Genomic DNA, 23,165 nt, shown 5'->3' on the forward strand with positions numbered 1-23,165 from the left:
AAGTAATATCAACCCGAAACTGTCTCACAAAAAACCACCGTTCTTAATGTTCGGTGGTTTTTTATTGTCTAAAATAAATGGTTTAATTGAAAGTATTAAGTAGTAAAGTGATTAAATTATGATGCTTTTTCACTGACGACTTTCTGACAGCCTTGGCCACTGATTTGACTAAAGCCACCAGAGATTTTTTCTACCTTAATTTGGGTAAGGATACGCTCTTTGAGTGCCTGAACATGGGAGATGATACCGATAATTTTCCCCTCTTGTTGTAAGCTGGTCAAAGTGTCGAGTGCAATATCTAACGATTCTTCATCAAGCGTACCAAAGCCTTCATCCAAGAATAGCGAATCTACCCGTATGTTTTGACTGGCCATTTGAGACAGTCCTAATGCTAAAGCAAGACTGATGATAAAGCCTTCACCGCCCGATAGATTCTTGGTACTGCGAATATCACCGCCCTGATAATTATCAATGACATTCAGCTCTAATGCGTTGTCTGTATCATGAATAAGTAAATAACGGTCACTCATTTTCCCTAATTGTTTGTTGGCATGGTCAATCATCACCTGAAACGTTAAACCTTGGGCAAAGGTACGATATTTTTTACCATCCGCAGAGCCGATTAATTCATATAACTGTTGCCAAACTTGCATGGTTTCTTTTTGTGCTGCAATAGCAATGCCTTGTGCACTTTGAGCGATTTTCTGTGCTTCGTTGGTTTTGAGCTGTTGCTCGATCGCTCCCAGTATGCCAAAGCGTGTGTCTATCTCTATTTGTAGTTGTTGCTGCCTACCTGCCAGCACCTCTTTAGACTCCTCAGTTAAAGGGCTCGCCAGCTGTTCATCCAATACGTTTTGAGTAGCCTGCAGCTGTACTTTGGTTTGACTGAGTGCTTGCTCAATGCTCAACTGGCGAGCTTTTAAGTCGTCACGAACCTCTTTTGGTAGTCGTGCCTGCTCAAAATCTGCCTCGCTCGCAAACTGTGACTGTAGTAGTAAATTAGAAAAAGTAGTCTGCTGATTATCAAGAGTTGCGATGGCCGTGTGAAGCTCACTTGCTAGTTGCTGCTCGCGTAATTGTAATTGTTCGAGCACTTGTGCTGCGCTGTCTGTTTGTCGTTGCGCATTTGTCGCATGGGTTTTTGCTGCGTCTAACGCAGCTTGTAACCTCTTACTCTCGCTATCAGGGTCTTTATCTGCAAACAGATAGTGTCTATCAGCCTTTAATTGTTGATGCGCATCTGTTTTTTTCGAAATACTATTTTCTAACTCTTTCAGCGCGTTGTCGTCACTTGCTAGATGCTGTTGCTTGGTATCAATTTGCGCGCTGACACGGCTTAAGTCGTTGCTTAGCTGATTTTTCTGTTCTTTTATTTCATTATAAGTTTGTTTTAACCCTCTTAGAGCGCCACTTTGTTGGCGCAATAGTTTGATATGATTGTCACAATCAGTCTTGGATAATACTGCTGATGTCTCAATGCTATGATGCAGTTGCGTGAGTGCTGCTTGAATATCTGCGGCGCTATATGTCGTATTCAAAGACTCTTTGTATTTATCAGTATCATACTTATCTACTAATGACGACACTGTCGCCATAATGGGCGTAATCTCAGAAAAATTGGCTTCAATCTGGTTGTCTATTCCTGCTATTTCTTGTGATATAAGCCTAATGTCAGTAGTCAAACTATTAAGGTTATCAGTTAACGATTGCTGCTGTTTTTCATCGGTGTCAATTGTGTGGCTCAGCGTAGCTATACTGTCGGCTCGGGCATCATAATCCATGAGGACGTCTTGAATCGATCGCTGTTGTCGCTCAATCTGCTGCTGGGTATTATTCAGCAAAGCGATAAAGCGCGTAATGTTTGCGATATCAAAAGCAGTCTCACTACTAAAAAAATCACTAATGGTAGTAAGCCCAGATGTAATGGCGGTCAGCATATCGGTATACGTATTTTGAGGACTGAGTAACGAGACCAACACAGATTGAATATCACTCGCGACGTCTTTGGCTTGCTGTTGTAGCGTCTCTGCTTGCTGCTGATTGCTACGCAAGGCTGCTTTCGTGGTGGCTTGTTCAAGGTTATAGGTCGCTAAAGTGTGTTCTAAATCTTCAATGCGTGTGGTCAGCTCCGTAATCTGCTGCTGCGTTCTCTGGGTTTGAGACAGCTGATCTTTATCAGTAGTCTGACTATGACCATCTGTATGCTGGTCTAGCAGTGGATGGTTTTTTGCATAAGGATGTTCATGCGCACCGCAAAGCGGGCAGGGCGTGCCATCTTCTAACTCTATGATATAGTCTTCAAGCCTAGCGACCTTTTGTAGTAGCTGTAGATGCGTCTGCTGTTCTTGTCGTTTTTCCTTGGCATCCTGAATATCAGATTGATTACGTGCAATCAAACCCTCTAACTCGTTTGATTTTTTGTTTAATGTTGGGAATGTTTGTTGTGCTTTACCGATTTGATCAGCTATTTCAGCCAAACGCTGTAGTTTATAACCCACTTGCTCGACTTGATTGCTTATCTGGCCAGCTTGTGTTTGCTCAGCTCGCATACTGGCAATTGACTGATGATTGACAATTTCTGATTGTTGCTGCTGTAAGGTGGTCAGTTGCGTACGCTGCTGGGCAATAGATGATTTACTTGACTCTAATTGCTGAGATAACGTATCAGTGTTGCGTTGCAGCTGGTCAGCCTTCTGACTATAGGCCTGTCTGTCTGCTGATAGGCTAATGTTACTTTCCAATAACGTTTTTAGCCTGCCACAATGCGTATCAAAATTGACCATATCAGTATCAATATCACCCAGCTCTGGGTAATGGTCGAAAAATTCACTTATTTTACTTAGCTGTTTTTTAACGTCGTTTTCAGTTTTTTGGTGTGCTTCTATTTGTTGACGTAAGTTCTGCATGCTAATAACGAGTGCACTTTTACGTTGGTTGTCGTCTGCTAACAATTGAACTTGCTGATTGATTTCGCTATCAAGGCCACGAACTTTTGCGATAATCGGAAAAGTGTCGTCAAGTACCGTTGCTGCTTGGTTCTCATTAGTAGTGGCAGCGTTTAATGCTATAGTTACTTGGTTGCAAAGCTGCTGTTGCAATGGCAGTTTTTGTGCGATTTCGGCTTGTTCTGTACGTAAGTTTTGCACGTATTTTCGGCTATAGAGTAACTCTTTAAATGGGCTATCAATCTCCAATGCTTTATTGGCGGCATCTAAACGGCTGGCCTCTGGCACAAAGTCTTTCTGTGCTTTTACAGCCTCGGTCATGAGCCCTTGATAATGAGTCAGGTCGCCCTGTAAATCTGTTATTTTATTTAGCCATTGCAGCTGCTCGCTCACGGTTTTAAGAGTTGCTCGCTGCACAGTCTGTTGTTGCTGATGAGTGCTCAGCTCTGCTTGCAGTGTTGCCTCATCTTCCTCACTTAATAGTGGTAAGCTGTCGATACCTGCTTGCAGTTTGGCGAGCTGGTTCTCCTCATATCGTTTTCTTTCAAACACGTTTTTAGATATCTGCGCATAAATTGCTGTGCCGGTTATTTTTTCCAAAATGGCAGCTCTATCAGCAACATCAGACTTTAAAAATGCTGCAAAACTGCCCTGAGCCAACATAATAGACCGAGTGAATTGATTGAAATCCATACCAATTAAGTCTTGAATATAAATTGCAGTTTTTGACTTCTTCTCTTCCAATACTTTGGTAGTGTGGACATCACTAATCTCATGTTTGATAGGTAATAAGTTGCCTTTGGCTTTTTTGCGCGCCCGATGCTGATACCATGAGCAGCGATAGTGTTTATCAGCAATTTCTATTACCACTTCGGCAGAGCACTCACCTGTGCCTTGGGTCATCATCTCATTGGTTGAGCCAGTAATGTCGCCCAATCTAGGAGTTCGGCTATATAGTGCCAAACAAATCGCATCCAAAATAGTGGTCTTGCCAGCACCTGTTTGCCCTGTAATAGCAAAAATACCCTCATTAACAAACGCGGCATCGGTAAAGTCAATGTGCCATTCGCCTTTTAAAGAGTTTAGGTTTTTTAGTCGCAGTTCAATTAGTCGCATGGCAGGGTCTTATCGTTATTAGATGGCTATCAAAGGTGAAAGTGGGTTAATTCGTTATCATGCAATCAAGCTTAAATCATTAAGATCACTTTATTATTCGGCTTGCGCATCTTTATGATGAATATCGTGAATAATTTGAGCATATGCATCCCGTAATGTCAGCTTTTGCGCATCGGTCACCTCATTAACGTTCAAGCAGCGCTCAAACACATCCATCTCATTTAAGTCCTGTAGAGTTTCGGACATCGCTTCTTGATTCAGTACTTTATTATAAGTACGAGTGTTTTTTATCTTAAGCACTTCACAGGGTAACCCTTCTACCATTGCTTGCACTTGCTCACGCAAATCACTGACAATCTCATCCCCTGTATAGACAATTTCTAGCCAAATAGAGTCCGATTGCGTAAGCGCTCTAACGGTTTGATCAATCGTGGTTAAGTCACCAGATATTTGCGCCAGCTGTTGGAACTTTGGGATGGGCAGGGAGACTACTTGCATTTGATTAGCGTCATCGCGATGCAGTATTTCATTGCTAGTCACGGCATCATCTGAGGTTGGTTGATTGTTTGTATCTTGCTTAACAGGAGTATTTTCTACGGCAGTAGATTGTGCCACATCTTCATCATCTGAAGGCTCATCAAAGCCAAACAAGTCATCTATGAAAGGTAGTGCCTGACTCGCCACTTTTTTATCGGTTTTTTCTGCTAATTTATCTACTGTATTTTTAACTTTGCCGACTTCAATAGTAGCAGCTGTATGTATAGCAGGAGAAGTAATACTATCAGGTGCGACGTTCAGCTCTGAGATGCCATTATTAAAATGTTCTGCAGCACCAAACTGTATTAGTAAGACCTGTTTCTGCTGCTTGGCTTCACCAAACCCCATCGCGATGGGTGAGCCTGAGTAGCGGATATGCTCGCGCCCACCCACGCGTTGCGGCACATGCAAATGGCCGAGTGCCACATAGTCAAAGCACTCATCAAACATCTCAGCAGATATTTTTCCTAAGTTACCAATATACAAGTCACGCACGCCATCATCAGTAGTAGTGCTGCCACCTGATGCAAACAAATGGCCTGTAGCAATGATAGGGATATGCCGATTGTGGGCTTTAGCTATGGCCTGCTGATGGTCTTTGGAAATGGTAGCCACCGCATCATAATGTGCGCAAATACCACTAATCACGCTAGCATCTTTACTGTCCATAGACTCGCCAGCACCGCTACTGCGAACATCACGGTCTCGCAGATAAGGCACTGCCGCAATAATACAACTGGGTATGCCTTTGGCATCATTCAACAACAACACTTCGTCGTCCAAATCATCACAAGCCGTGCCAATCACATGCACATTCAAAAATTTAAGCACATTGCTTGGCGCGTCTAAAAATGTCGGTGAGTCATGATTACCTGCGACAATAACCACATGCTGACAGCAGGAGCGTGAGACCTTACCCAAAAACTCATAATATAGCGCTTGGGCTTTATTGCTTGGGGTCATGGTATCGAAGATATCACCAGCGACAATTAATATATCTACCTTCTGTGCGCTAATAGTGTCTTGTAGCCAATGCAGGAATAACTCAAACTCTTCGTAACGAAGACGCCCATACAGACGTCGCCCCAAGTGCCAGTCTGAGGTATGCAGTATGGTCAAAGGTTTCATCTGCGTGGTTAAAGAAGAAGGCAAGCTAGCATCAGGTATGGGCATAAGTAGACTATAAGTGTGAGCAGTAGAAAGTCTTCATTCTAGCAAGAATCGTTGAGATTTGCGCTGTTGCCAAAAGAAAACCCTACCAATAATATACTGGTAGGGTTTTCTTTTTATTTAAGACTCATCGTTTTGCAGGTTAGCAGTAAGCGCTAGTCAACAATCAATTGCTCAAAACCATCTCCTTGCTGCGTCGCAAGATTTGCGACCATCGATAGGGCGTGCGCTTGTTGGTCTATTGGTTGTTTTACTGCTTCACCTCTTGACCCTTCACGCAACCAATTTTTAGCTATATCATCGCTGTTTTGACTGTGCTGCTGATTTTGCAAATTATACCAAGCCAAATCATGATGCAAGCTGACCACGTCGCCCATAATTAGGAGGGCAGGCGTTGGCAGTTGTGCTTGCTCTTGTTTGGCAACAATCGTTGCAAGCGTACCTGTCAATACCTGCTGATTGGGCATACTCGCATTAGAGACGATAGCAATCGGCGTTTCGCTACTACGACCAGCGTCAACCAAGCCTTCAGTCAAACGTGCCAGCGAATGCAGACCCATGTAAAATACGACCGTCTCATCAGTATTTAAGAAGCTTTTAAAGTTACTGTTGGGTGCACCAGCCTTCAAAAACCCCGTCACAAAACGCACTGATTGTGAATGGTCACGGTGAGTGAGCGGAATGCCTGCATAGCTAGCAGCGGCATTGGCAGCGGTGATACCTGGTACGACTTGGTAAGGTACATTGTTTGCTTGTAGGCTTTCGATCTCTTCTCCGCCACGTCCAAAGATAAACGGATCACCACCTTTTAAACGCACGACACGGCGGCCTTGTTTGGCATGGTTGACAAGTAGCTCATTGATACCCAACTGCGCAACTGTATGATTGCTACGTTTTTTACCGACAAATACCTTGTCAGCATCACGGCGACATAGGTCCAACACCTGCGGTGAGACCAGTGCATCGTAAAACACCACGTCTGCTTGTTGCATCAAACGCAGTGCTTTAAAGGTTAAAAGCTCTGGATCACCAGGGCCTGCGCCCACAATGTAGACTTCACCGACTGCTGGTAAGGCTTTTTCTGATTCATCAGATAGAGTCGCAGTAATCGTGTCTGTCTCTTTAACCGCATTTGCATCGTCGCGTTTCTTACTGATAGCAGCGGCAGTGCTATCTAAATCAGCTTGCAGTTGTGCAGTCGCTTCAGTTTCATTACCGGCGAACATGAGCTGACTGACTTGGCCTTCAAACGCGCGCTCCCAAAACTGACGACGGCCAGTAAGCGTTGGTATTTTGGCTTTTACCTCACTGCGGAATTCACCTGCCAGCTTGGCTAATTTTCCATAGCCTTGCGGGATTAATGTCTCAAGACGGGCACGTAATAAGCGTGCCAGCACAGGCGCTTTACCATTTGATGAAATACCAATCACAATAGGATTTCTATCGATAATGGCTGGAAAGATAAAGTCACATAAATGCGGGGTATCGACCACATTGACTGGAATGTTTAGCTCAGTCGCATCTGCATGAATCTGGTGATTCAGCGTTTCATCATCAGTCGCGGCAATGATTACCCGTGCGCCTGACATATAGGTTTTATTATAATTCTCATAGATAAACTGGTGCTTATCATCAGTTAGCAAAGCTTGTAGCTCATGGCTGATATCAGGTGCAAGTATAGTGATACAGGCGCCTGCACGGCTGAGCAAATCCGCTTTACGCAGTGCCACTTCGCCGCCGCCCACGATGAGCACTTTACGGTCTTCTAATTTAAAAAATAGCGGGAAGGTGTTCATAATGTCACCGTATATTTAATTGTTTATTATAAAAAGGTAGAAAAGATATAAGGAATGCCGCCATTATGAGGTATCACAAGCACACTCTCACCTAGTGAATTGGCATTAGCATATTCGTTTTTGAGATATTAATACCTGTTTTCGCTAATAATAGGAATAGCGGTAAATTTCCAATATAGTAAAACAGGGTACAAAAAAATCCCGCTCAATGACTCTATAAGAGCCAAGCGGGATTTCTTTATTGATATAGCTATAGCCATTGTTCAACAAACAATCGCTACAGTCAGCGCCTTACTATAGCTGAGTATGCAAACCACACTCACGGCTCTCTTCTACTTTAGTCGGATCAAAGTAGTCATGCTCATTCGGCAAGTTATGCTCATCTAGATAAACATCTAAATCAGCATCATTTTTTTCAAACAATGGTGCCACTTTTAGCACGCCGTCTTTTGATAAGCTAAGTACATCAAGACCTTGGCGGAATTCAGTTTGATCCTTACGAATAGCATTGAACCAAACATCTGGCTTTAGCTCATCTAATGCTCGGCGGAATGGCTCAAGTTTTACCTGATCAGTAAACTCGTCATGCTGTGGGTTATCGATACCCGGGATACCATTCATCGTCGCGTCACGGTGTGCAGCCGTTTGCTTAGGAATGTAGGTAACAACGTTTAGGTTCAAGTCATGGATAAGCTTATTGGCAAACTGATAAGTAGCATCAGTGTTGTAGCCTGAGTCTACCCACAATACCGTGATATCAGGACGCTGTTTGGCAACCAAGTGCAAAATAGCCGACTCATACGGACGGAAGTTGGTAGTGATGATTGGGTTCTTTGCTTGAGTCAGTGCCCACTCAACGATTTGCTCAGGTGACTTACCTTGCAGGTCTTGGTTGGCTTGGTCAAGGTCTAGGTTTGGGTGTAATTGGCTCATAATACGTTCCTTAATTGTTGTTAATATAAAAGGGTTGATTAAAAATATTGGGTATTACTATAAAGATTGTGGTCAGTGCTAAAACTATGCGACTGAAGTCTCTGACGATTGTGCAAACATCGGTAAGTCTGAAGCGCTTCGGCCATCATAGCTACTGGAAAGGGCAGTAAAGGCTTGCTCAATGCCAAATTTAGAATCTGCTTCTAGGTCATGCTCGCTCAATACAAAGCTATCAACGCCCGTGCGTAGCATATAAGCAATTTGATCGCGACCAAACGCGCCAGCCACTCGAATCTCGCCTGTATAACCGATTTGGCGCAGCGTACGTGCAAAGCTAAAGTGACGACCATCAGCGAATTTCGGCACGTCAATCACGATAAGCGCGTGCGTTGATAAGAACTCACTAAGTCCTTCTAGTGCATCAGCGTCAGTATCGGCAGTAACCCACAATCCAAGTCGGCTACTGTGCTGTACGATCAGCTCATAGACTTCTTTGATTAGACCACCAGCTTGTGCGCCTGTCGTATCTAACAGATCAACAAGTGGCACGATGACGTCAGGCTTCTCTTGTTTTTGTAGTAGCTCAAGCAACGTAATGTTGGTCGATACAATGCTCTCTGGTAGCGCATCAGTAGTGAGTACATGCCACGTATCTTGACTGCCAATATCGACGCCGTGACTGTCCAAAATATGGTGATTAGCCATAGACCTTCTCCTTAAATGGATCAATACCAACGCGCTCAACTAATTGACCAAAGCTTTCTACATCGTTATCAGTGCTAACACGTAAGTCTACATAGACATCAACGATCTGCTGTATGGTGTTGGCAACCTCAAGAGCAGGCACAGATTTTCCTAAGATTTTGCCAAGTTTGGCATCGTCGCTAGAGTTACCGCCAAGGCTAATCTGATACCAGTGTTCGCCTTTTTTATCGACACCCAAGATACCAATATCGCCTGTATGATGGTGCGCACAAGCATTGATACAGCCAGACATGTTCAGGCGAATCTCACCCAAATCATATAGATAGTCTAGGTCATCGAACTGTTTTTCGATTTGTTCAGCGATGTTGTGCGTCGTTGCATTAGCAAGCGAGCAGTAATCCCAACCTGGGCAGACAATCATATCCGTTAGGGTGTTGATGTTTGCGCGCGCTAAATGCAATTCTGATAGTTGCTGCCATAACTCATAAAGTTTATTGGTCTGCACATCAGCAAATACTAGATTCTGCTGATAAGTACCACGTAGCTCACCAAAGCTATATTTATCAGACAGGTCAGCCAGTGCATCCATTTGTGATTCACTGACGTCACCGGATGGTACATATTTGCCATCGACCAAACCTGCCTTAAGAGAAATAACCACGGCACGATAGCCAGCTATTTTGTGCGCTACGGTATTTTGGTTATACCAATTGGCAAAATCTTTATCAGCGTTTAGTTGCTGTTGTAGCTCAGACTGTACTTGTAATGCGTCAAACGATGCATAGTCAGGCTCACTAAAGAAACCAGTTGCCGTTGCAAAGTTCTCATCAGTCAAGGTAAGTGGGCCATCTTTGGTATGAGCTTCCCACTCAGCATTGACCAATTTAGCAAAGGCTGGACCGCCCATGCTTTCGACCAAAATTTTGATACGTGATCTGTACTTGCTGCCTTTGTCACGGCGGCCGTGCAAGTTGTAGACACGCAAGATGGCGTCTAAATAACTCAGCAGATGCTGACGTGGCAAGAATTTATTGATAACTTTACCAAGGACAGGAATACGACCAAGACCGCCACCAACCAATACTTCAAAACCAATCTCGCCTTCATCATTGGTTTTTACATGTAGACCGACATCATGTACTTGGGTTGCCGCACGGTCATCATTAGTACCGATCACAGCAATCTTAAATTTACGCGGCAAAAAAGCAAACTCAGGATGGAAGGTTGACCACTGACGGATAATCTCACAGTAAGGACGTGGATCAGCGATTTCTTCTTTATGAATACCAGCATATGGATCGGTAGTGGTATTACGAATACAGTTGCCTGAGGTTTGGATGGCATGCATCTGTACTGAGGCTAATTCAGCCAAAATATCTGGCACATCTTCTAGCTTTGGCCAGTTCAGCTGGATATTGGTACGCGTCGTGAAATGCCCGTAGCCTTTATCATACTTGCGAGTAATTTCGGCCAGTTTGCGCAACTGGTAGCTGGCAAGCAAACCGTAAGGAATGGCGATACGCAACATCGGCGCATAACGCTGGATGTACAGGCCGTTTTGCAACCGCAATGGCAAAAACTGCTCTTCTGGCAGCTCACCTGCCAAAAACCGCTCGGTTTGGTCGCGAAATTGGGCAACTCGTTCCTCTACCAAAGTTTGGTCAGCGTAATTATATTGATACATGACGTAATCTCAGTTTTGTTTTTAATCTTAAAATCAGCGACGAAAATGATTTGCGTGTGTAATAGGTGTTATTGCCGTTCGCAATGTAAATAATTCAGCTATACATCATATAAGCTTGTACTCAAAATCATAAATTCCTTTCAGACATATCCATATCCAAACACAGCATAAATTTTCATAACGAAAGTTAGGTAGCCTATGCGTATCAAATGTAATGCCCAGTCGCTAGTACGCTATTTATTATCTATCGTCAGCTTTCTTCTCAGTTTTGTACATTTAATCGCTTTTGCATTTTTGCTCATCTCTTCCAACCATTCTTTTTATAAGAGGTTTTAATAACTATATGTCTCAGACTCAAAGCCCAACCCAATCCCAATTCAAATCAAAGCTGGTTCCACCACATGGCAGTGCCGAGCTTAAGCCACTATTATTAAACGGTGCAGCACGCGATCAAGCATTAGAGCTTGCCAGCACATTGCCGACCATCACCCTAAGCTCACGTGAGCGCGGTGATTTAATCATGTTCGGTATCGGCGGTTTTACTCCGTTAAATGGCTTTATGAATCAAGCGGACTGGCAGGGCGTGGTAGACAACATGCGTCTGCAAAGCGGTGAAAACGCAGGCTTGTTTTGGCCAATTCCTATCACTTTGTCTGCGCCAAAAGAAACTGCGGATAATTTGAGTCAAGGTGACAAAGTAGCCTTGGTCGCTCAAGATGGTGAAGTCATGGGTATCTTGACGGTAGAAGAGACTTATACCATCGATAAAGAACATGAGTGTCAGCAAGTATTCACGACCACGGATTCAGAGCATCCAGGCGTACAGCAAGTATTGAACCAAGAAGCCATCAATATTGCCGGTAGTGTTGAAGTATTGAGTGAAGGCGAGTTCCCAACGTTATATCCAGAAATCTACAAAACGCCAGCAGAAACGCGCGCAATTTTGGATGCTAAAGGCTGGAAAACAGTGGCTGCATTCCAAACGCGTAATCCAATGCACCGTTCACATGAGTATCTGGCTAAGATTGCGATTGAAATCTGTGATGGTGTATTGATTCATTCATTATTAGGCGCATTGAAACCTGGTGACATCCCAGCAGAAGTCCGTCAAGAAGCCATTAAAACGTTAATTGATAACTACTTTAGACAAGATACCGTGATCCAAGCAGGCTATCCGTTGGATATGCGCTATGCTGGCCCACGTGAGGCATTATTACATGCGCTATTCCGTCAAAACTATGGCTGTAGCCATCTGATTGTTGGTCGTGATCATGCGGGTGTTGGCGATTACTATGGTGCGTTTGATGCGCAAACTATTTTTGAACATGTTGGTAAAGACGACCTTATCACCCAACCGCTCAAAATTGGCTGGACGTTCTGGTGTAACGCTTGTAATGCGATGGCATCAGACAAAACTTGCCCGCATGACGCCTCTGAGCACGTTAAAGTGTCAGGTACTAAGCTGCGTAAAGCACTATCAGAAGACGAAGATGTACCAGATAATTTTAGCCGTCCAGAAGTACTACAAATTTTGCGTGACTACTATGCCGGCATTGCAAAAGAAGAGCGTGCTGAAGTTAAATTAACGGGTGCATCTGCGGTATAAGGGCAGATCATCAGTATAAATAACTCGTACTAAGCCAGTCATAAAGGAGGTGTCAGACTTATGGTCTGGCCCCTTTTTGTTTTTAGCACTATTTTAAAATGGAAAACAACTTAACGCATACTAGCGCTGTCTATTAAATCTCCAAACCTACTGCCAGCTTTTTATATTCTCCAGCAAGCGAGCCGCCACCTGAGCAAAAATAGTTCAGTGCATACTTGTCTGGGCTGTCGATGATGAGCTTGTCGTCTTTAAATTGAAAGAAGGCGGTGCTGTCATTTACTTTTGCCTGAAAAATCGTACCGTGAGCAGTATCTTGCCCCATTAATATTGCCTTACCATCGAAGTGACAAGTAGGTTTTTTGATATCGCTGCGTGAGCGAACTTTAATGTCAATCTGTCGATCACCATCTGCTCGTACCATCACGCCAACCCAATCATAGCCTTGTGCTCGTTTGTCGTAGTCGGCAGTAGCGTAATCCGCTAAAACCTTGTCTCCAAGAATATTGTTGTTACTCACTGGCATGGCTAGTGTTTCACTAGTGACTATTTTAACAGCGCTGTGGCTATCGCTATTCACCGTAGGCGACACGTTATTACAGCCTGTTAAAGCAGCTAGGGTAGAGGTCAACATTATTAGCCCTACAACAGAACGAAATTGATGGTATGAAGTATTCATATAAGGGCCTTTGGTCAAGTAGGAGGGTAAGGTTTGCATAGTATCGAGATAATGAAAGTATCATTAATACAGCAAACTTTATGACGTACAAATAATGGTACAGCCTACCCAAATCATAGTCTACTCAATAAACCTGCCAGCAACTATTCAACTCATTTTATTCTTAATAATGCAAAACGATTGCTCCTATCACTTATGCCAACTTCACTAGTCGATAAGCTAATTCGTCACTAAGCGTTTGCTATTTATGCTGCTAGCATAGCCTGCATCATCCCGACAACCGAAATCAGAAGATTGTAGGCTCTGTGATGATGGTCAAGATTTTGACAAAACGCTTCTAATACTTTTATCGAGAGCATCATGCAAAAAAAATTCCAACAAATCAGCATTGCTAGCATTCAATCAACTAATAATAAGCCTGTAAAAGCGCGTGTACTTGCCACCAGCGGCATGCTCGCAGCAGCGATGATAATGACAGGCTGCAGTCCAACAGAAGCGACGCAAGATGACGCGGCAAATAATGCCAGTGGCGGGACACAGAATATTAATCTACTCAACGTTTCCTATGATGTGTCTCGCGATTTTTATAAAGACTATAACACCTTATTCAGTACCGACTACCAGAAGACTCACCCAAATAGCAAAGTAAATATCAATCAGTCACATGGCGGCTCTAGTAAGCAGGCGCTCTCTGTTGCCAACGGTTTGCAAGCGGATGTGGTGACCTTTAACCAAGAGAGCGACATGAATCTATTGGTGGAAAAAGGCTTGGTCGCTGCTGACTGGCAGCAAGCACTACCAAATAATGCCGTGCCGTACACCAGCACCATGGTATTACTGGTTCGCGCTGGTAATCCAAAAAATATCAAAGACTGGTCAGATTTGGCCCGTAATGATATCGATGTGGTCATCCCGAACCCGAAAACCAGTGGTACAGCGCGTTATGCCTTTTTGGGTGCCTATGGTTATGGCTTGCACCAATTCAAAGAAAGCAGTAATGAAAACCCTGTAAAAACCAATGATTTTATCAAGAAGTTGCTGGCAAACGTGGTCACTTATGACAATGGCGCACGCGCTGCAACGACCAGTTTTACTCAGCGTGGTTTGGGTGATGTGCTGATCACGACCGAAAACGAAGCACATTTGACTGCCCAACAATTTGCAAAGGGTAACGTTGACATCGTATATCCGAGCTATTCGATTACGATTGCCAACCCAGTAGCGGTCATAACGGCAGTGACTGAAAAATCTGGTAAGACAGAAGCAGCTAATGCTTATCTGAAAGGTTTATGGGATAAGCCTGCCCAAGAGCTCATGGCAAAAATGTATATGCGTCCAAGTGATGAGCAAATTTTAGCTGCTCATAAAGATACTTTGCCTGATATTGAGACGTTTGAACCTGTGGCAGTGTTTGGCTCATGGGCAGAGGTTATGGATGCTTTCTTTGTAGATGGCGGCCGTTTTGATCAGCTGGCAACCACGAAGTAGTCGTTAATTCTCAGTTTATATAGCTATCTACCTTAGCTGCTTTCAATGAAACGCGGACAAGATAGATAGAGCACATGCCAGTATTAAAACCATCAATAAACAAACAGTCAGTTATACATATAGATTCTTTTAACAACTTATTGATATGTCTGGCTTTGTTTGCTGGTTATTCCCTTTTGGCAATAACATACGCATATTCATCATTAAACATAATAAGATGGCGCTGTTAGCATACTTGCATTACACAACAGACATCTTTGAGGTATTTATGACAGACGTAGCTCGTTATCAACAGAAAAGTAAAACTCTTAGTGCCTTGAGTATTGCTGGCGTTGCTTTGACTCTTGGTCTAGCTGGCTGTAGCAACAGTGAGACTACTGAGGCCGCAGCTGATGGTTCAGCGACGACAGAAGGGCAAAATATCGAGCTACTTAATGTCTCATACGATGTGGCACGTGACTTCTATAAAGACTACAACCCGTTGTTTGTTGAGCACTACAAAGCTGAAAATCCAGACAGCAATATCCTAATCAAGCAGTCGCATGGCGGCTCAAGTAAGCAAGCACTGTCTGTGGCCAATGGTCTACAAGCCGATGTTGCTACCATGAACCAAGGTTCTGATATTGAGCTGCTTGAGAAAAAAGGCTTGGTTGAGTCAGATTGGGAAAGTAAATTCCCAGACAACGCGGTTCCGTTTACCAGCACGATCGTATTTTTGGTACGTAAAGACAATCCAAAAAATATCAAAGACTGGGAAGACTTGACCAAAGAAGGTGTTGAGATTGTCATGGCCAATCCAAAAGTGACGGGTAACGGTCGTTACGCGTTCTTAGGTGCATACGGTTATGGTCTACATGCTTTTAATAAAGATGAAACAAAAGCTAAAGGCTACGTAAAAGACATGCTAAAAAATGTCAAAGTCTATGAAAACGGCGGACGTGCCGCGACAACGACTTTCGTACAGCGCGGTATTGGTGATGTGTTGGTCACGTTTGAAAACGAAGCCAACCTTGCAGCGACTGATTTTGGCGCGGGTCAAGTAGACATCGTTTATCCAAAATACTCAATCAAATCAGAAAGTCCTGTGGCAGTTGTGAAGACGGTAACAGATAAAAAAGGCACTACAGACGCTGCCAAAGCGTATCTTGATTACTTATGGAGTGAGCCTGCTCAGCAGCTAGCAGCCAATCTATATCTACGTCCTAGCGTTAAGAGTGTGCTTGACAAAAACGGTGACAAATTACCGCCAGTTGAGACTTTCCGCCCGAATGATGCCTTTGGTACGTGGGATGAGATCATGAGCACTTACTTCAGTGATGGCGGTGTATTTGACCAATTGGCAATTAACGCGCCTCAGTAATCACTTGCTGAGTGCTTAGAGCAGCTACTGCGCTAACCGCTGAAACGGATTAACTCAATTATTCGTACAGTCAGTCATGAAGCACCCCATAAAGGACATGGTCGTACGCACTATGTCCTTTATATCATAAGCCGACCAATAATAATTTTGATAACAATGGTAATAATGGTCTTACAGTGAGCACCCTCGCTAAGTACCATCAGTTAGGCAATAGGACATCACTATGAGTGCAACATCTTCTTATGCCAGTAAGCCCGGCAATAAAAAAGGTTGGCTGACCCGTTTGCGTCAGCGCAATGTGCTACCCGGGTTCGGTCTGAGCATGGGTATTACTGTCTTTAGCTTGTCGTTATTGGTGGTACTACCGTTTGCTATGATGGCCTATACCACGACGCAGATGGGTTGGACTGGCTTTTGGGAAACCATTACCCAGCCACAAGTCACTGCCGCTATCAAGCTAAGCTTATGGATGTCGTTTTTGGCGATGCTGACCAATATGGTATTTGGCACATTGGTCGCATGGGTACTTGTCCGCTATGAGTTTTGGGGTAAGTCACTGATTAATGCCTTGGTGGATTTGCCATTTGCACTACCAACGGCCGTTACAGGTATCTCGCTTGCCACTTTGTATGCGCCTAATGGCTTGATCGGTCAATGGTTTGCCAAGTTCGATATTCAAGTTGCCTTTACGCCGATAGGTATTTGGCTAGCACTGGTTGTGGTGAGCTTCCCCTTTATTGTCCGCGCGGTGCAGCCAGTACTTGCTGAGCTGTCAGTTGAGTTTGAAGAGGCTGCTGCGGTATTGGGCGCTAATCGTTTGACGACTTTTCGTAAAGTGATTTTGCCGGAGTTATTGCCAGCCTTGCTGATGGGTGCAGGTATGATGTTTGCTCGTGCCACAGGCGAGTATGGCTCAGTTATCTTTATCGCGGGTAATATTCCGATGCAGTCTGAGATTTTGCCACTCATCATTATCAGTAAGCTTGAGCAGTTTGATATTCAAGGGGCTTCTGCGGTTGCACTATTTATGCTACTCATATCATTTGTTATCTTGTTGACCATTAATATCATGCAGTGGAAACTGTCGCGCCGTGTAGGAGCTCGCTAATATGCAAATATCTAATAGCTACGACTACCAAAGCAACGCCGCGACCAAAGATACCCCATGGATACGTCGCACCTTTATTGCCATTGCAGTGTTATTTATGATTGTCATGTTGGTCATTCCATTACTGGCTGTGTTTTATGAAGCCTTCAAAAATGGTTGGCAGTTATATATTGCTTCATTAGTAGACCCTGAAGCTTTGCAAGCCATCAAGCTTACGCTTATTACGGCAGGCATTGTCTTACCGATTAATATGGTAATGGGCATCGCGATTGCATGGTTGGTTACGCGCTATCAGTTTAAAGGTAAGCAGCTGGTCACCACTTTGCTAGATTTGCCATTTTCGGTATCACCAGTGGTTGCAGGCTTGATGTTTGTGCTGCTGTTTGGACTGAACTCTACTATCGGTGGCTGGCTTGAGAGCATGGGTTTCCAAGTGATCTATGCGGTGCCTGGTATCATTTTGGCGACGCTATTTGTGACCTTTCCTTTTGTTGCACGTGAGCTGATCCCATTGATGCAGACTCAAGGCGACTCTGAGGAGCAAGCAGCGTTAACATTAGGTGCGACTGGTTGGCAGACGTTTTGGCATGTGACATTGCCTAATATCAAATGGGCGCTGCTATATGGTTTGATTTTGACCAATGCCCGCGCGATGGGTGAGTTTGGTGCCGTCAGTGTGGTATCTGGTCACATTCGCGGCGAGACCAACACCATGCCGCTATTGGTTGAGATTGCCTATAACGATTATAACTTTACCGCTGCCTTTGCCTTATCGAGCATATTGGCTGCATTGGCCTTAGTGACGCTACTGATTCAGCAAGTCATGACCAAGATACAAGAACGTAAATTTGCCAAGTCTGAGCGGCTTGCCAGCGCACCTGAACTACCAGTGAGTGCCAACGCAACGGCCGCCACTGAATCGACGAGTGCGGACAGTACTGGTAAGGTATAACTGCCATTATCTGATAAATGATGTTAATACTATTGATGCAGTCGCTACTCAGCTACTTGCCACGATACGACAAAAGATATAATAAGAGATACGATTATGAGCATTGAGATTCGCAACGTTAATAAAAAATTCGGCAATTTTACGGCTTTAGATAATATCAATATCACGGTGCCGACTGGCAAATTGACGACGTTACTAGGTCCATCAGGCTGCGGTAAGACTACCTTGCTACGTATTATCGCGGGTCTGGAATATGCTGACTCTGGACAGGTATTGTTCGATGAGCTGGATGTGACCAATACTCCAGTCCAAAAACGCCATATTGGCTTTATGTTTCAGCATTATGCACTGTTTCGTCATAAGAACATCGCGGACAATGTGGCCTTTGGCTTGACCTTGTTACCAAAAAACGAACGCCCGAGCAAAGCTGATATCAATAAGCGTGTGGCAGAGCTCTTAGACCTTGTACAGCTACCACAAGTTGCCAATGCTTATCCGCATCAGCTATCAGGTGGTCAGCGCCAGCGCATAGCGCTAGCACGTGCACTTGCTGTCAAACCAAAGCTACTGCTGCTAGATGAGCCGTTTGGTGCACTAGATGCCAAAGTCCGTAAAGAGCTGCGCACATGGCTAAAAAACATCCACCATGAGCTTGGTATCACCAGTATCATGGTGACGCACGATCAAGAAGAAGCACGTGCGGTATCAGATGAGATCGTCGTGATGAATCAGGGCCGAGTAGAGCAGGTGGGCACGTCAGAGGAGCTGATACACCAGCCAGCCAACGCCTTTATCAGCGATTTCTTAGATCTTGTATAATTATTTGACCTAGCTCAATTTAGGTCGAATAATCAATTGTTGAACAAAAAAAGACCTACGAAAGTAGGTCTTTTTTGGTTTGGAGCATTGCCGCAGATTTATTGTCTCAAGCGCCCTTTATAAAGCGCAGTCACAGAGCTAAAAATCTAAGCGGACAATAGTATCTACGCAAGATCCGATACATCTCTACTAGTTCCTCTAGGAGTGATTTGCTCGTAGGTGATGTCTAAGATATCTTGACACCAATCTGGTAAATCATCAGCGACCTCATACCACATCCAAGTACCGTCACGCACACAGCTCAAAATACCCAATTTTTTCAAGTGGTTTAGGTGGCGTGATATCGTTGGTTGTGGCTGGTCAAGCATATCTACCAAATCACCCACGCAACGTGCTTCTTTTTTAAAAAGAATTTGAAATATTTTTAGACGTGTCGGATCAGATAGGACTTTGAATAAATCGATAGGTCGTATCGTAAAGTTATTATCAGACATAGGTGAATTCCAATGGGCTTCGTTAATAGGGGTTCAATATAACAGCAGTTATCTACAAAATCGATTAAAAAATAAGCAAATTTACAGTTCATCGTCAATTCACTACCTTTGACAATATTCGGTTACACGCACACTTATATCCACTTACATAAATGAACTGCCTGTAATACAAGGATACTGTCTCGACGAATAAATATATCGAATGTGATTGAAAATGATAATAATTATCGTTATTATACTGCAAGCGATAAACGTGATTTCAACGACTAATTTTTCATTGCTAGAAAACAGTAAATTATCCGTTTATCAATGACACTTATCACAAAAGTTTTTATATAAGTGTCATATGCCGTAATTATCGAATAGTGGTATTCCGAGGAGCCAATCCATGTACGTATGTATCTGTAACAACGTAAAAGAAAAGCAAATCAAAGCAGCTATTGCTGCAGGTGTTGATACGCTCGATGGTCTAAAAGATACGCTCGATGTAGCAACGTGCTGTGGCTGCTGCGAGCCGATGGTCAATGACTACCTAGACGAACATCATGCAAAACTCGATAATCTAGCATACGCCGTTTAAATATTATCAATCATATACCTTGTAATATAATACGATAAAATATATTCAATATTCTGCATCTAAATTTATTATACATAAAGGGTCGGGTGCAAACGTCCATATAATCTCACTCAAACGCCAGCATGTTACATAACACGTATCAATACTGGTTGTAGCTAATTATGATTCTCAATTAGCATCTTATTCTTAGTTCATAACGTTACACCCTATACTGCGCCTGTATGCTACTATATTTACCTGAGATTAGAAGCCATTTTATTGATTTTGATTTTTACTGATCAGTTTGCCAATTATGCTATCCTTATATAATAAATTGTGGATGTATGGTGATCGGTAAAAATAAATAGGGGAGTACGCGTTATGATAGGTAGCCAGAAAGTCATTGATTATTTGAATTTCTTACTAGGTGGTGAGCTTGCCGCTCGTGACCAATATTTTATTCATTCAGAGATGTACGCTGAGTGGCACTATGGCAAGTTATACGACCGTATCCATCATGAAATGGAAGACGAAACGCTACACGCACAGAACATCATTCGCCGTATCTTGATGTTAAGTGGCACCCCAAAGATGTCTGTCGACGCTATCCATATTGGTGCGACTGTCCCTGAGATGTTGCAGCTTGACCTAGATTTAGAGTATCAAGTACAAAAGCATCTAAAAGAAGGTATCGCACTTTGCGAAGCAGAGCATGACTATGTCACGCGCGAGATGTTGGTCGAGCAATTGAAAGACACCGAAGAAGACCATGCGCACTGGCTTGAGCAGCAGCTCCGTCTCATCGACATGATTGGTCTACCGAATTACCTACAAAGCCAAATGGCTGAAGTCACTCCTAATATTGTCTGATATCATCCTACGTATGAATAGCATTCACAGTATTTAGCATAAATAACAGAGATTAAGGGAGAAAGGTAATGACAGGGGATAAAGAAGTTATTCGCGCGTTAAACAAAGTACTTGGGCAGTCACTGATTGCCATCAACCAGTATTTTTTGCATGCACGTATTGCACGTCATTGGGGGCTAGAAGCGCTTAATGACTCATTATATAAGCAATCTATTGCTGAGATGAAATGGTCAGACGACCTAATCGCTCGTATTTTATTGTTAGGCGGTTTGCCAAACTTGCAGGAACTGGGCAAGATATTGGTCGGTGAAGATGTGCCAGAAATCATTGAGTGCAACCTACGCCTTGAGAGACAAAAGTTCGATATTATTACTGATGCCGTCACCTTATGTGAGACAAAGTCGGACTATGTCTCTCGCCAGCTATTAGTCACGCTAAAAGATGGCAATGAAGAGTATGAAGACTGGTTAGAGACGCAGCAGGACTTGATTGAGAGCATTGGTGTAGAGCGCTATATCCAATCGCAAATGAGTGATGATGACGCATAATATTTGTTAATGTAAGTCGTAATAAAAAGCCAGTATAAGATTGATAATCCAATCGCATACTGGCTTTTTTCTGTTTATAGATAAGATATTTTTAAAATTTCGACTATACAGAATAGAGACGTGCCGTACGTAAAGTCTCACTCAATAGAAAACTTATCTCGATTGAAGACACGCCCTAGTATAAACCTCGGCCATCCTCAGGTTTCAGACGTAAAAAATACAGCCCCGAGAGAATGGTCAAAATTCCCAATATCCAATAAGTGGTTTGGAACGCCACTAGTGTATCCATCTGTAGACGCTCACGTAGTAGATTCAACACAGCAGCACCAAACGCAATACCAAAGCTAATCGCTAACTGCTGATTGACCGCCATTAAGCTATTACCACTACTGGTTTGTGTCCCCTGTAAATCGCCAATCGTAATCGTATTCATCGCGCTAAACTGCATAGAGTTGCAGGCACCCATGACGGTCAAGATGGGTATAAACCATAGCCACTGCGACGCATCGTTAAACTGCGCTAGTACAATGATAAGCGAACCCATAAACAAGGTATTGTAGACCAGTACTTTGCGATAGCTAAACCGTTGAATAATCTTGCTAACCCAAGGTTTGATGCCTATAGCACCCACTGCAATCGGGGCAAGCAACCAACCTGCCTGCGAAGGTGAATATTCAAACACCACTTGTAGTAATAAAGGCAATAAAAAGGGCACGGCACTGATACCAAGCCGCGTGAACAAATTGCCTGTAATACCGATTCGAAAGGTGCGGATATCAAACAAGCTCAGTGGAAACAGGGGAGCTGCTCGCCGTTTGGCATGCCAGACATATGCGCCGATCAATAGACTTGCGCCTAACCCAAGCAACAACCCATAAATCCCGCGACCTGTCTGTGAACCAAACTCGACAGCCAGTGTGAATCCGCAGGCAGCGGCGGCAAACAATACAAACCCTGTCCAATCAAGACGCTTGGTATCTTCATATAGCGCTGGCACCAGTTTTTTACCCATAATAAAACCTGCCACACCCATCGGTATATTTATCAAAAATATCCAATGCCAGCTGGCATATTGCACGATATAGCCACCCAATACTGGACCGACCAGCGGTGCAACCAACGCAGGTATCACAGCAAAATTCATCACAGTAAGCAGCTTATTGCGCGGATAAGACTTAACCAATATTAAACGAGCGACAGGCGTCATCATGGCACCACCGATACCCTGTACCACACGTGAAGCAACCAAAAAGTCTAACGTTTGCGACGCCGCGCACAGTAATGAACCAACACAAAAAATGATGACCGCGGATAAAAATACGCGGCGTGTGCCATACTTATCCGCTAAAAAACCACTGATAGGGATAAAAATCGCCAAGGTTAATGCATAGCTGATGACGGCCCACTGCATTTTTAGTGGTGACTCACCCAGTGCCTGCGCCATTTGTGGCAACGAGGTGTTCAAAATAGTAGCGTCTAAAATTTGCATAAATAGCGCTACCGCTAGTACGTAAGGTAGGTATTTCTCTTGAGTCGGGGTGAGCGTTACCATGTGAGTCCCATTGAACGTCTCGTTATGAAGTAAGAAAATAGCGGATTTGCGAGCAGATCACTATGCAAGCCGAGTAGTATAAGAAAGCCTGGCTCATAATAAAAGTGACTCAAAGTAACTGATATAAGATAACTTATATAAGAGCAACGATGCAAAGGGTAGCTAACAGATAGCTAAAGAGGCGAAATAAAACAAAAAATTCGATGCCTGCTAATAGCTTATCCTCTTTTACTCTAGCAGTAGAAAC

General features: G+C 43.6%; 18 protein-coding genes. 9 read left to right on the top strand and 9 right to left on the bottom strand.

All coding sequences use genetic code 11. From position 1 onward, the window contains the following. Positions 1-116 precede the first annotated feature (116 nt). From ACTXGF_RS20180 to ACTXGF_RS20205, 6 genes are all read right to left on the bottom strand, one after another. On the bottom strand, positions 117-4,061 hold the full coding sequence (locus ACTXGF_RS20180) for an AAA family ATPase (RefSeq protein ID WP_443535248.1): 3,945 nt from the start codon (positions 4,059-4,061) through the stop codon (positions 117-119). A 93-nt stretch (positions 4,062-4,154) separates the two neighbouring features. After that, on the bottom strand, positions 4,155-5,771 hold the full coding sequence (locus tag ACTXGF_RS20185) for an exonuclease SbcCD subunit D C-terminal domain-containing protein (RefSeq protein WP_443535250.1): 1,617 nt from the start codon (positions 5,769-5,771) through the stop codon (positions 4,155-4,157). 152 nt (positions 5,772-5,923) lie between these two features. Beyond that, a complete protein-coding gene (gene cysG, locus ACTXGF_RS20190; protein WP_443535251.1) occupies positions 5,924-7,564 on the bottom strand; it encodes a siroheme synthase CysG in 1,641 nt (546 codons plus the stop codon). Positions 7,565-7,858: 294 nt separating this feature from the next. Continuing rightward, positions 7,859-8,497, bottom strand: coding sequence for a phosphoadenosine phosphosulfate reductase domain-containing protein (locus ACTXGF_RS20195; protein ID WP_443535253.1), 639 nt, complete (start codon positions 8,495-8,497; stop codon positions 7,859-7,861). Between the two features lie 84 nt (positions 8,498-8,581). After that, entirely contained in the window at positions 8,582-9,202 is a 621-nt protein-coding gene (locus ACTXGF_RS20200) for a DUF934 domain-containing protein (protein ID WP_443535255.1), read from the bottom strand. Then, positions 9,195-10,886: a nitrite/sulfite reductase gene (locus ACTXGF_RS20205; RefSeq protein ID WP_443535257.1), complete on the bottom strand. Its 1,692-nt coding sequence runs from the start codon at positions 10,884-10,886 to the stop codon at positions 9,195-9,197. Before ACTXGF_RS20205 ends, ACTXGF_RS20200 begins: the two co-directional genes overlap by 8 nt. 343 nt (positions 10,887-11,229) lie before the next feature. Between ACTXGF_RS20205 and sat the strand changes: the two genes are divergently transcribed. Beyond that, positions 11,230-12,492, top strand: a complete 1,263-nt coding sequence (gene sat / locus ACTXGF_RS20210) for a sulfate adenylyltransferase (protein WP_443535259.1) — start codon at positions 11,230-11,232, stop codon at positions 12,490-12,492. A gap of 133 nt (positions 12,493-12,625) precedes the next feature. Here sat and ACTXGF_RS20215 read toward each other — a convergent pair whose 3' ends face one another. After that, complete coding sequence (locus ACTXGF_RS20215) at positions 12,626-13,123, bottom strand: hypothetical protein (protein ID WP_443571689.1); 498 nt, start codon at positions 13,121-13,123, stop codon at positions 12,626-12,628. 405 nt (positions 13,124-13,528) lie between these two features. Between ACTXGF_RS20215 and ACTXGF_RS20220 the strand changes: the two genes are divergently transcribed. The 5 genes from ACTXGF_RS20220 (at position 13,529) to ACTXGF_RS20240 (ending at position 18,895) form a co-directional block, all read left to right on the top strand. Continuing rightward, positions 13,529-14,656 (top strand): sulfate ABC transporter substrate-binding protein, encoded by a 1,128-nt coding sequence (locus tag ACTXGF_RS20220; protein WP_443535262.1) that lies wholly within the window; start codon positions 13,529-13,531, stop codon positions 14,654-14,656. Positions 14,657-14,924: 268 nt separating this feature from the next. Continuing rightward, entirely contained in the window at positions 14,925-16,016 is a 1,092-nt protein-coding gene (locus tag ACTXGF_RS20225) for a sulfate ABC transporter substrate-binding protein (protein WP_443535263.1), read from the top strand. 223 nt (positions 16,017-16,239) lie between these two features. After that, positions 16,240-17,124, top strand: a complete 885-nt coding sequence (gene cysT, locus ACTXGF_RS20230; protein ID WP_443535265.1) for a sulfate ABC transporter permease subunit CysT — start codon at positions 16,240-16,242, stop codon at positions 17,122-17,124. A 1-nt stretch (position 17,125) separates the two neighbouring features. Next, positions 17,126-18,076 carry a sulfate ABC transporter permease subunit CysW gene (gene cysW, locus ACTXGF_RS20235; RefSeq protein ID WP_102093573.1) on the top strand — a complete coding sequence of 317 codons (951 nt, stop codon included), beginning with the start codon at positions 17,126-17,128 and terminating at the stop codon, positions 18,074-18,076. 96 nt (positions 18,077-18,172) lie between these two features. After that, on the top strand, positions 18,173-18,895 hold the full coding sequence (locus tag ACTXGF_RS20240) for a sulfate/molybdate ABC transporter ATP-binding protein (RefSeq protein WP_082624600.1): 723 nt from the start codon (positions 18,173-18,175) through the stop codon (positions 18,893-18,895). Between the two features lie 164 nt (positions 18,896-19,059). Here ACTXGF_RS20240 and ACTXGF_RS20245 read toward each other — a convergent pair whose 3' ends face one another. Then, positions 19,060-19,389, bottom strand: coding sequence for an ArsR/SmtB family transcription factor (locus ACTXGF_RS20245; protein WP_057760261.1), 330 nt, complete (start codon positions 19,387-19,389; stop codon positions 19,060-19,062). Between the two features lie 388 nt (positions 19,390-19,777). Here ACTXGF_RS20245 and ACTXGF_RS20250 point away from each other — a divergent pair, with 388 nt between their 5' ends. From ACTXGF_RS20250 to bfr (ACTXGF_RS20260), 3 genes are all read left to right on the top strand, one after another. Next, entirely contained in the window at positions 19,778-19,969 is a 192-nt protein-coding gene (locus ACTXGF_RS20250; protein ID WP_101205900.1) for a (2Fe-2S)-binding protein, read from the top strand. A gap of 360 nt (positions 19,970-20,329) precedes the next feature. Then, the gene (bfr, locus tag ACTXGF_RS20255; RefSeq protein ID WP_443535266.1) at positions 20,330-20,818 is read left to right on the top strand and encodes a bacterioferritin; all 489 of its coding nucleotides are present in this window, start codon (positions 20,330-20,332) and stop codon (positions 20,816-20,818) included. A gap of 68 nt (positions 20,819-20,886) precedes the next feature. Then, a complete protein-coding gene (bfr, locus tag ACTXGF_RS20260) occupies positions 20,887-21,366 on the top strand; it encodes a bacterioferritin (RefSeq protein WP_443535267.1) in 480 nt (159 codons plus the stop codon). Positions 21,367-21,541: 175 nt separating this feature from the next. On the opposite strand, the gene ACTXGF_RS20265 is transcribed toward bfr (ACTXGF_RS20260), so the two are convergent. Continuing rightward, a complete protein-coding gene (locus ACTXGF_RS20265; protein ID WP_443535269.1) occupies positions 21,542-22,918 on the bottom strand; it encodes a DHA2 family efflux MFS transporter permease subunit in 1,377 nt (458 codons plus the stop codon). Positions 22,919-23,165: the final 247 nt, after the last annotated feature.

It is taken from the genome of Psychrobacter sp. 1Y6, assembly GCF_052258385.2.
Taxonomy (GTDB): domain Bacteria; phylum Pseudomonadota; class Gammaproteobacteria; order Pseudomonadales; family Moraxellaceae; genus Psychrobacter.

Excerpts from the sequence above, each read along its gene's own strand:
- ACTXGF_RS20180 (WP_443535248.1), bottom strand. The coding sequence starts at position 4,061 with ATGCGACTAATTGAACTGCGACTAAAAAACCTAAACTCTTTAAAAGGC.
- ACTXGF_RS20185 (WP_443535250.1), bottom strand. The coding sequence starts at position 5,771 with ATGCCCATACCTGATGCTAGCTTGCCTTCTTCTTTAACCACGCAGATG.
- cysG (WP_443535251.1), bottom strand. The coding sequence starts at position 7,564 with ATGAACACCTTCCCGCTATTTTTTAAATTAGAAGACCGTAAAGTGCTC.
- ACTXGF_RS20195 (WP_443535253.1), bottom strand. The coding sequence starts at position 8,497 with ATGAGCCAATTACACCCAAACCTAGACCTTGACCAAGCCAACCAAGAC.
- ACTXGF_RS20200 (WP_443535255.1), bottom strand. The coding sequence starts at position 9,202 with ATGGCTAATCACCATATTTTGGACAGTCACGGCGTCGATATTGGCAGT.
- ACTXGF_RS20205 (WP_443535257.1), bottom strand. The coding sequence starts at position 10,886 with ATGTATCAATATAATTACGCTGACCAAACTTTGGTAGAGGAACGAGTT.
- sat (WP_443535259.1), top strand. The coding sequence starts at position 11,230 with ATGTCTCAGACTCAAAGCCCAACCCAATCCCAATTCAAATCAAAGCTG.
- ACTXGF_RS20215 (WP_443571689.1), bottom strand. The coding sequence starts at position 13,123 with ATGTTGACCTCTACCCTAGCTGCTTTAACAGGCTGTAATAACGTGTCG.
- ACTXGF_RS20220 (WP_443535262.1), top strand. The coding sequence starts at position 13,529 with ATGCAAAAAAAATTCCAACAAATCAGCATTGCTAGCATTCAATCAACT.
- ACTXGF_RS20225 (WP_443535263.1), top strand. The coding sequence starts at position 14,925 with ATGACAGACGTAGCTCGTTATCAACAGAAAAGTAAAACTCTTAGTGCC.
- cysT (WP_443535265.1), top strand. The coding sequence starts at position 16,240 with ATGAGTGCAACATCTTCTTATGCCAGTAAGCCCGGCAATAAAAAAGGT.
- cysW (WP_102093573.1), top strand. The coding sequence starts at position 17,126 with ATGCAAATATCTAATAGCTACGACTACCAAAGCAACGCCGCGACCAAA.
- ACTXGF_RS20240 (WP_082624600.1), top strand. The coding sequence starts at position 18,173 with ATGAGCATTGAGATTCGCAACGTTAATAAAAAATTCGGCAATTTTACG.
- ACTXGF_RS20245 (WP_057760261.1), bottom strand. The coding sequence starts at position 19,389 with ATGTCTGATAATAACTTTACGATACGACCTATCGATTTATTCAAAGTC.
- ACTXGF_RS20250 (WP_101205900.1), top strand. The coding sequence starts at position 19,778 with ATGTACGTATGTATCTGTAACAACGTAAAAGAAAAGCAAATCAAAGCA.
- bfr (WP_443535266.1), top strand. The coding sequence starts at position 20,330 with ATGATAGGTAGCCAGAAAGTCATTGATTATTTGAATTTCTTACTAGGT.
- bfr (WP_443535267.1), top strand. The coding sequence starts at position 20,887 with ATGACAGGGGATAAAGAAGTTATTCGCGCGTTAAACAAAGTACTTGGG.
- ACTXGF_RS20265 (WP_443535269.1), bottom strand. The coding sequence starts at position 22,918 with ATGGTAACGCTCACCCCGACTCAAGAGAAATACCTACCTTACGTACTA.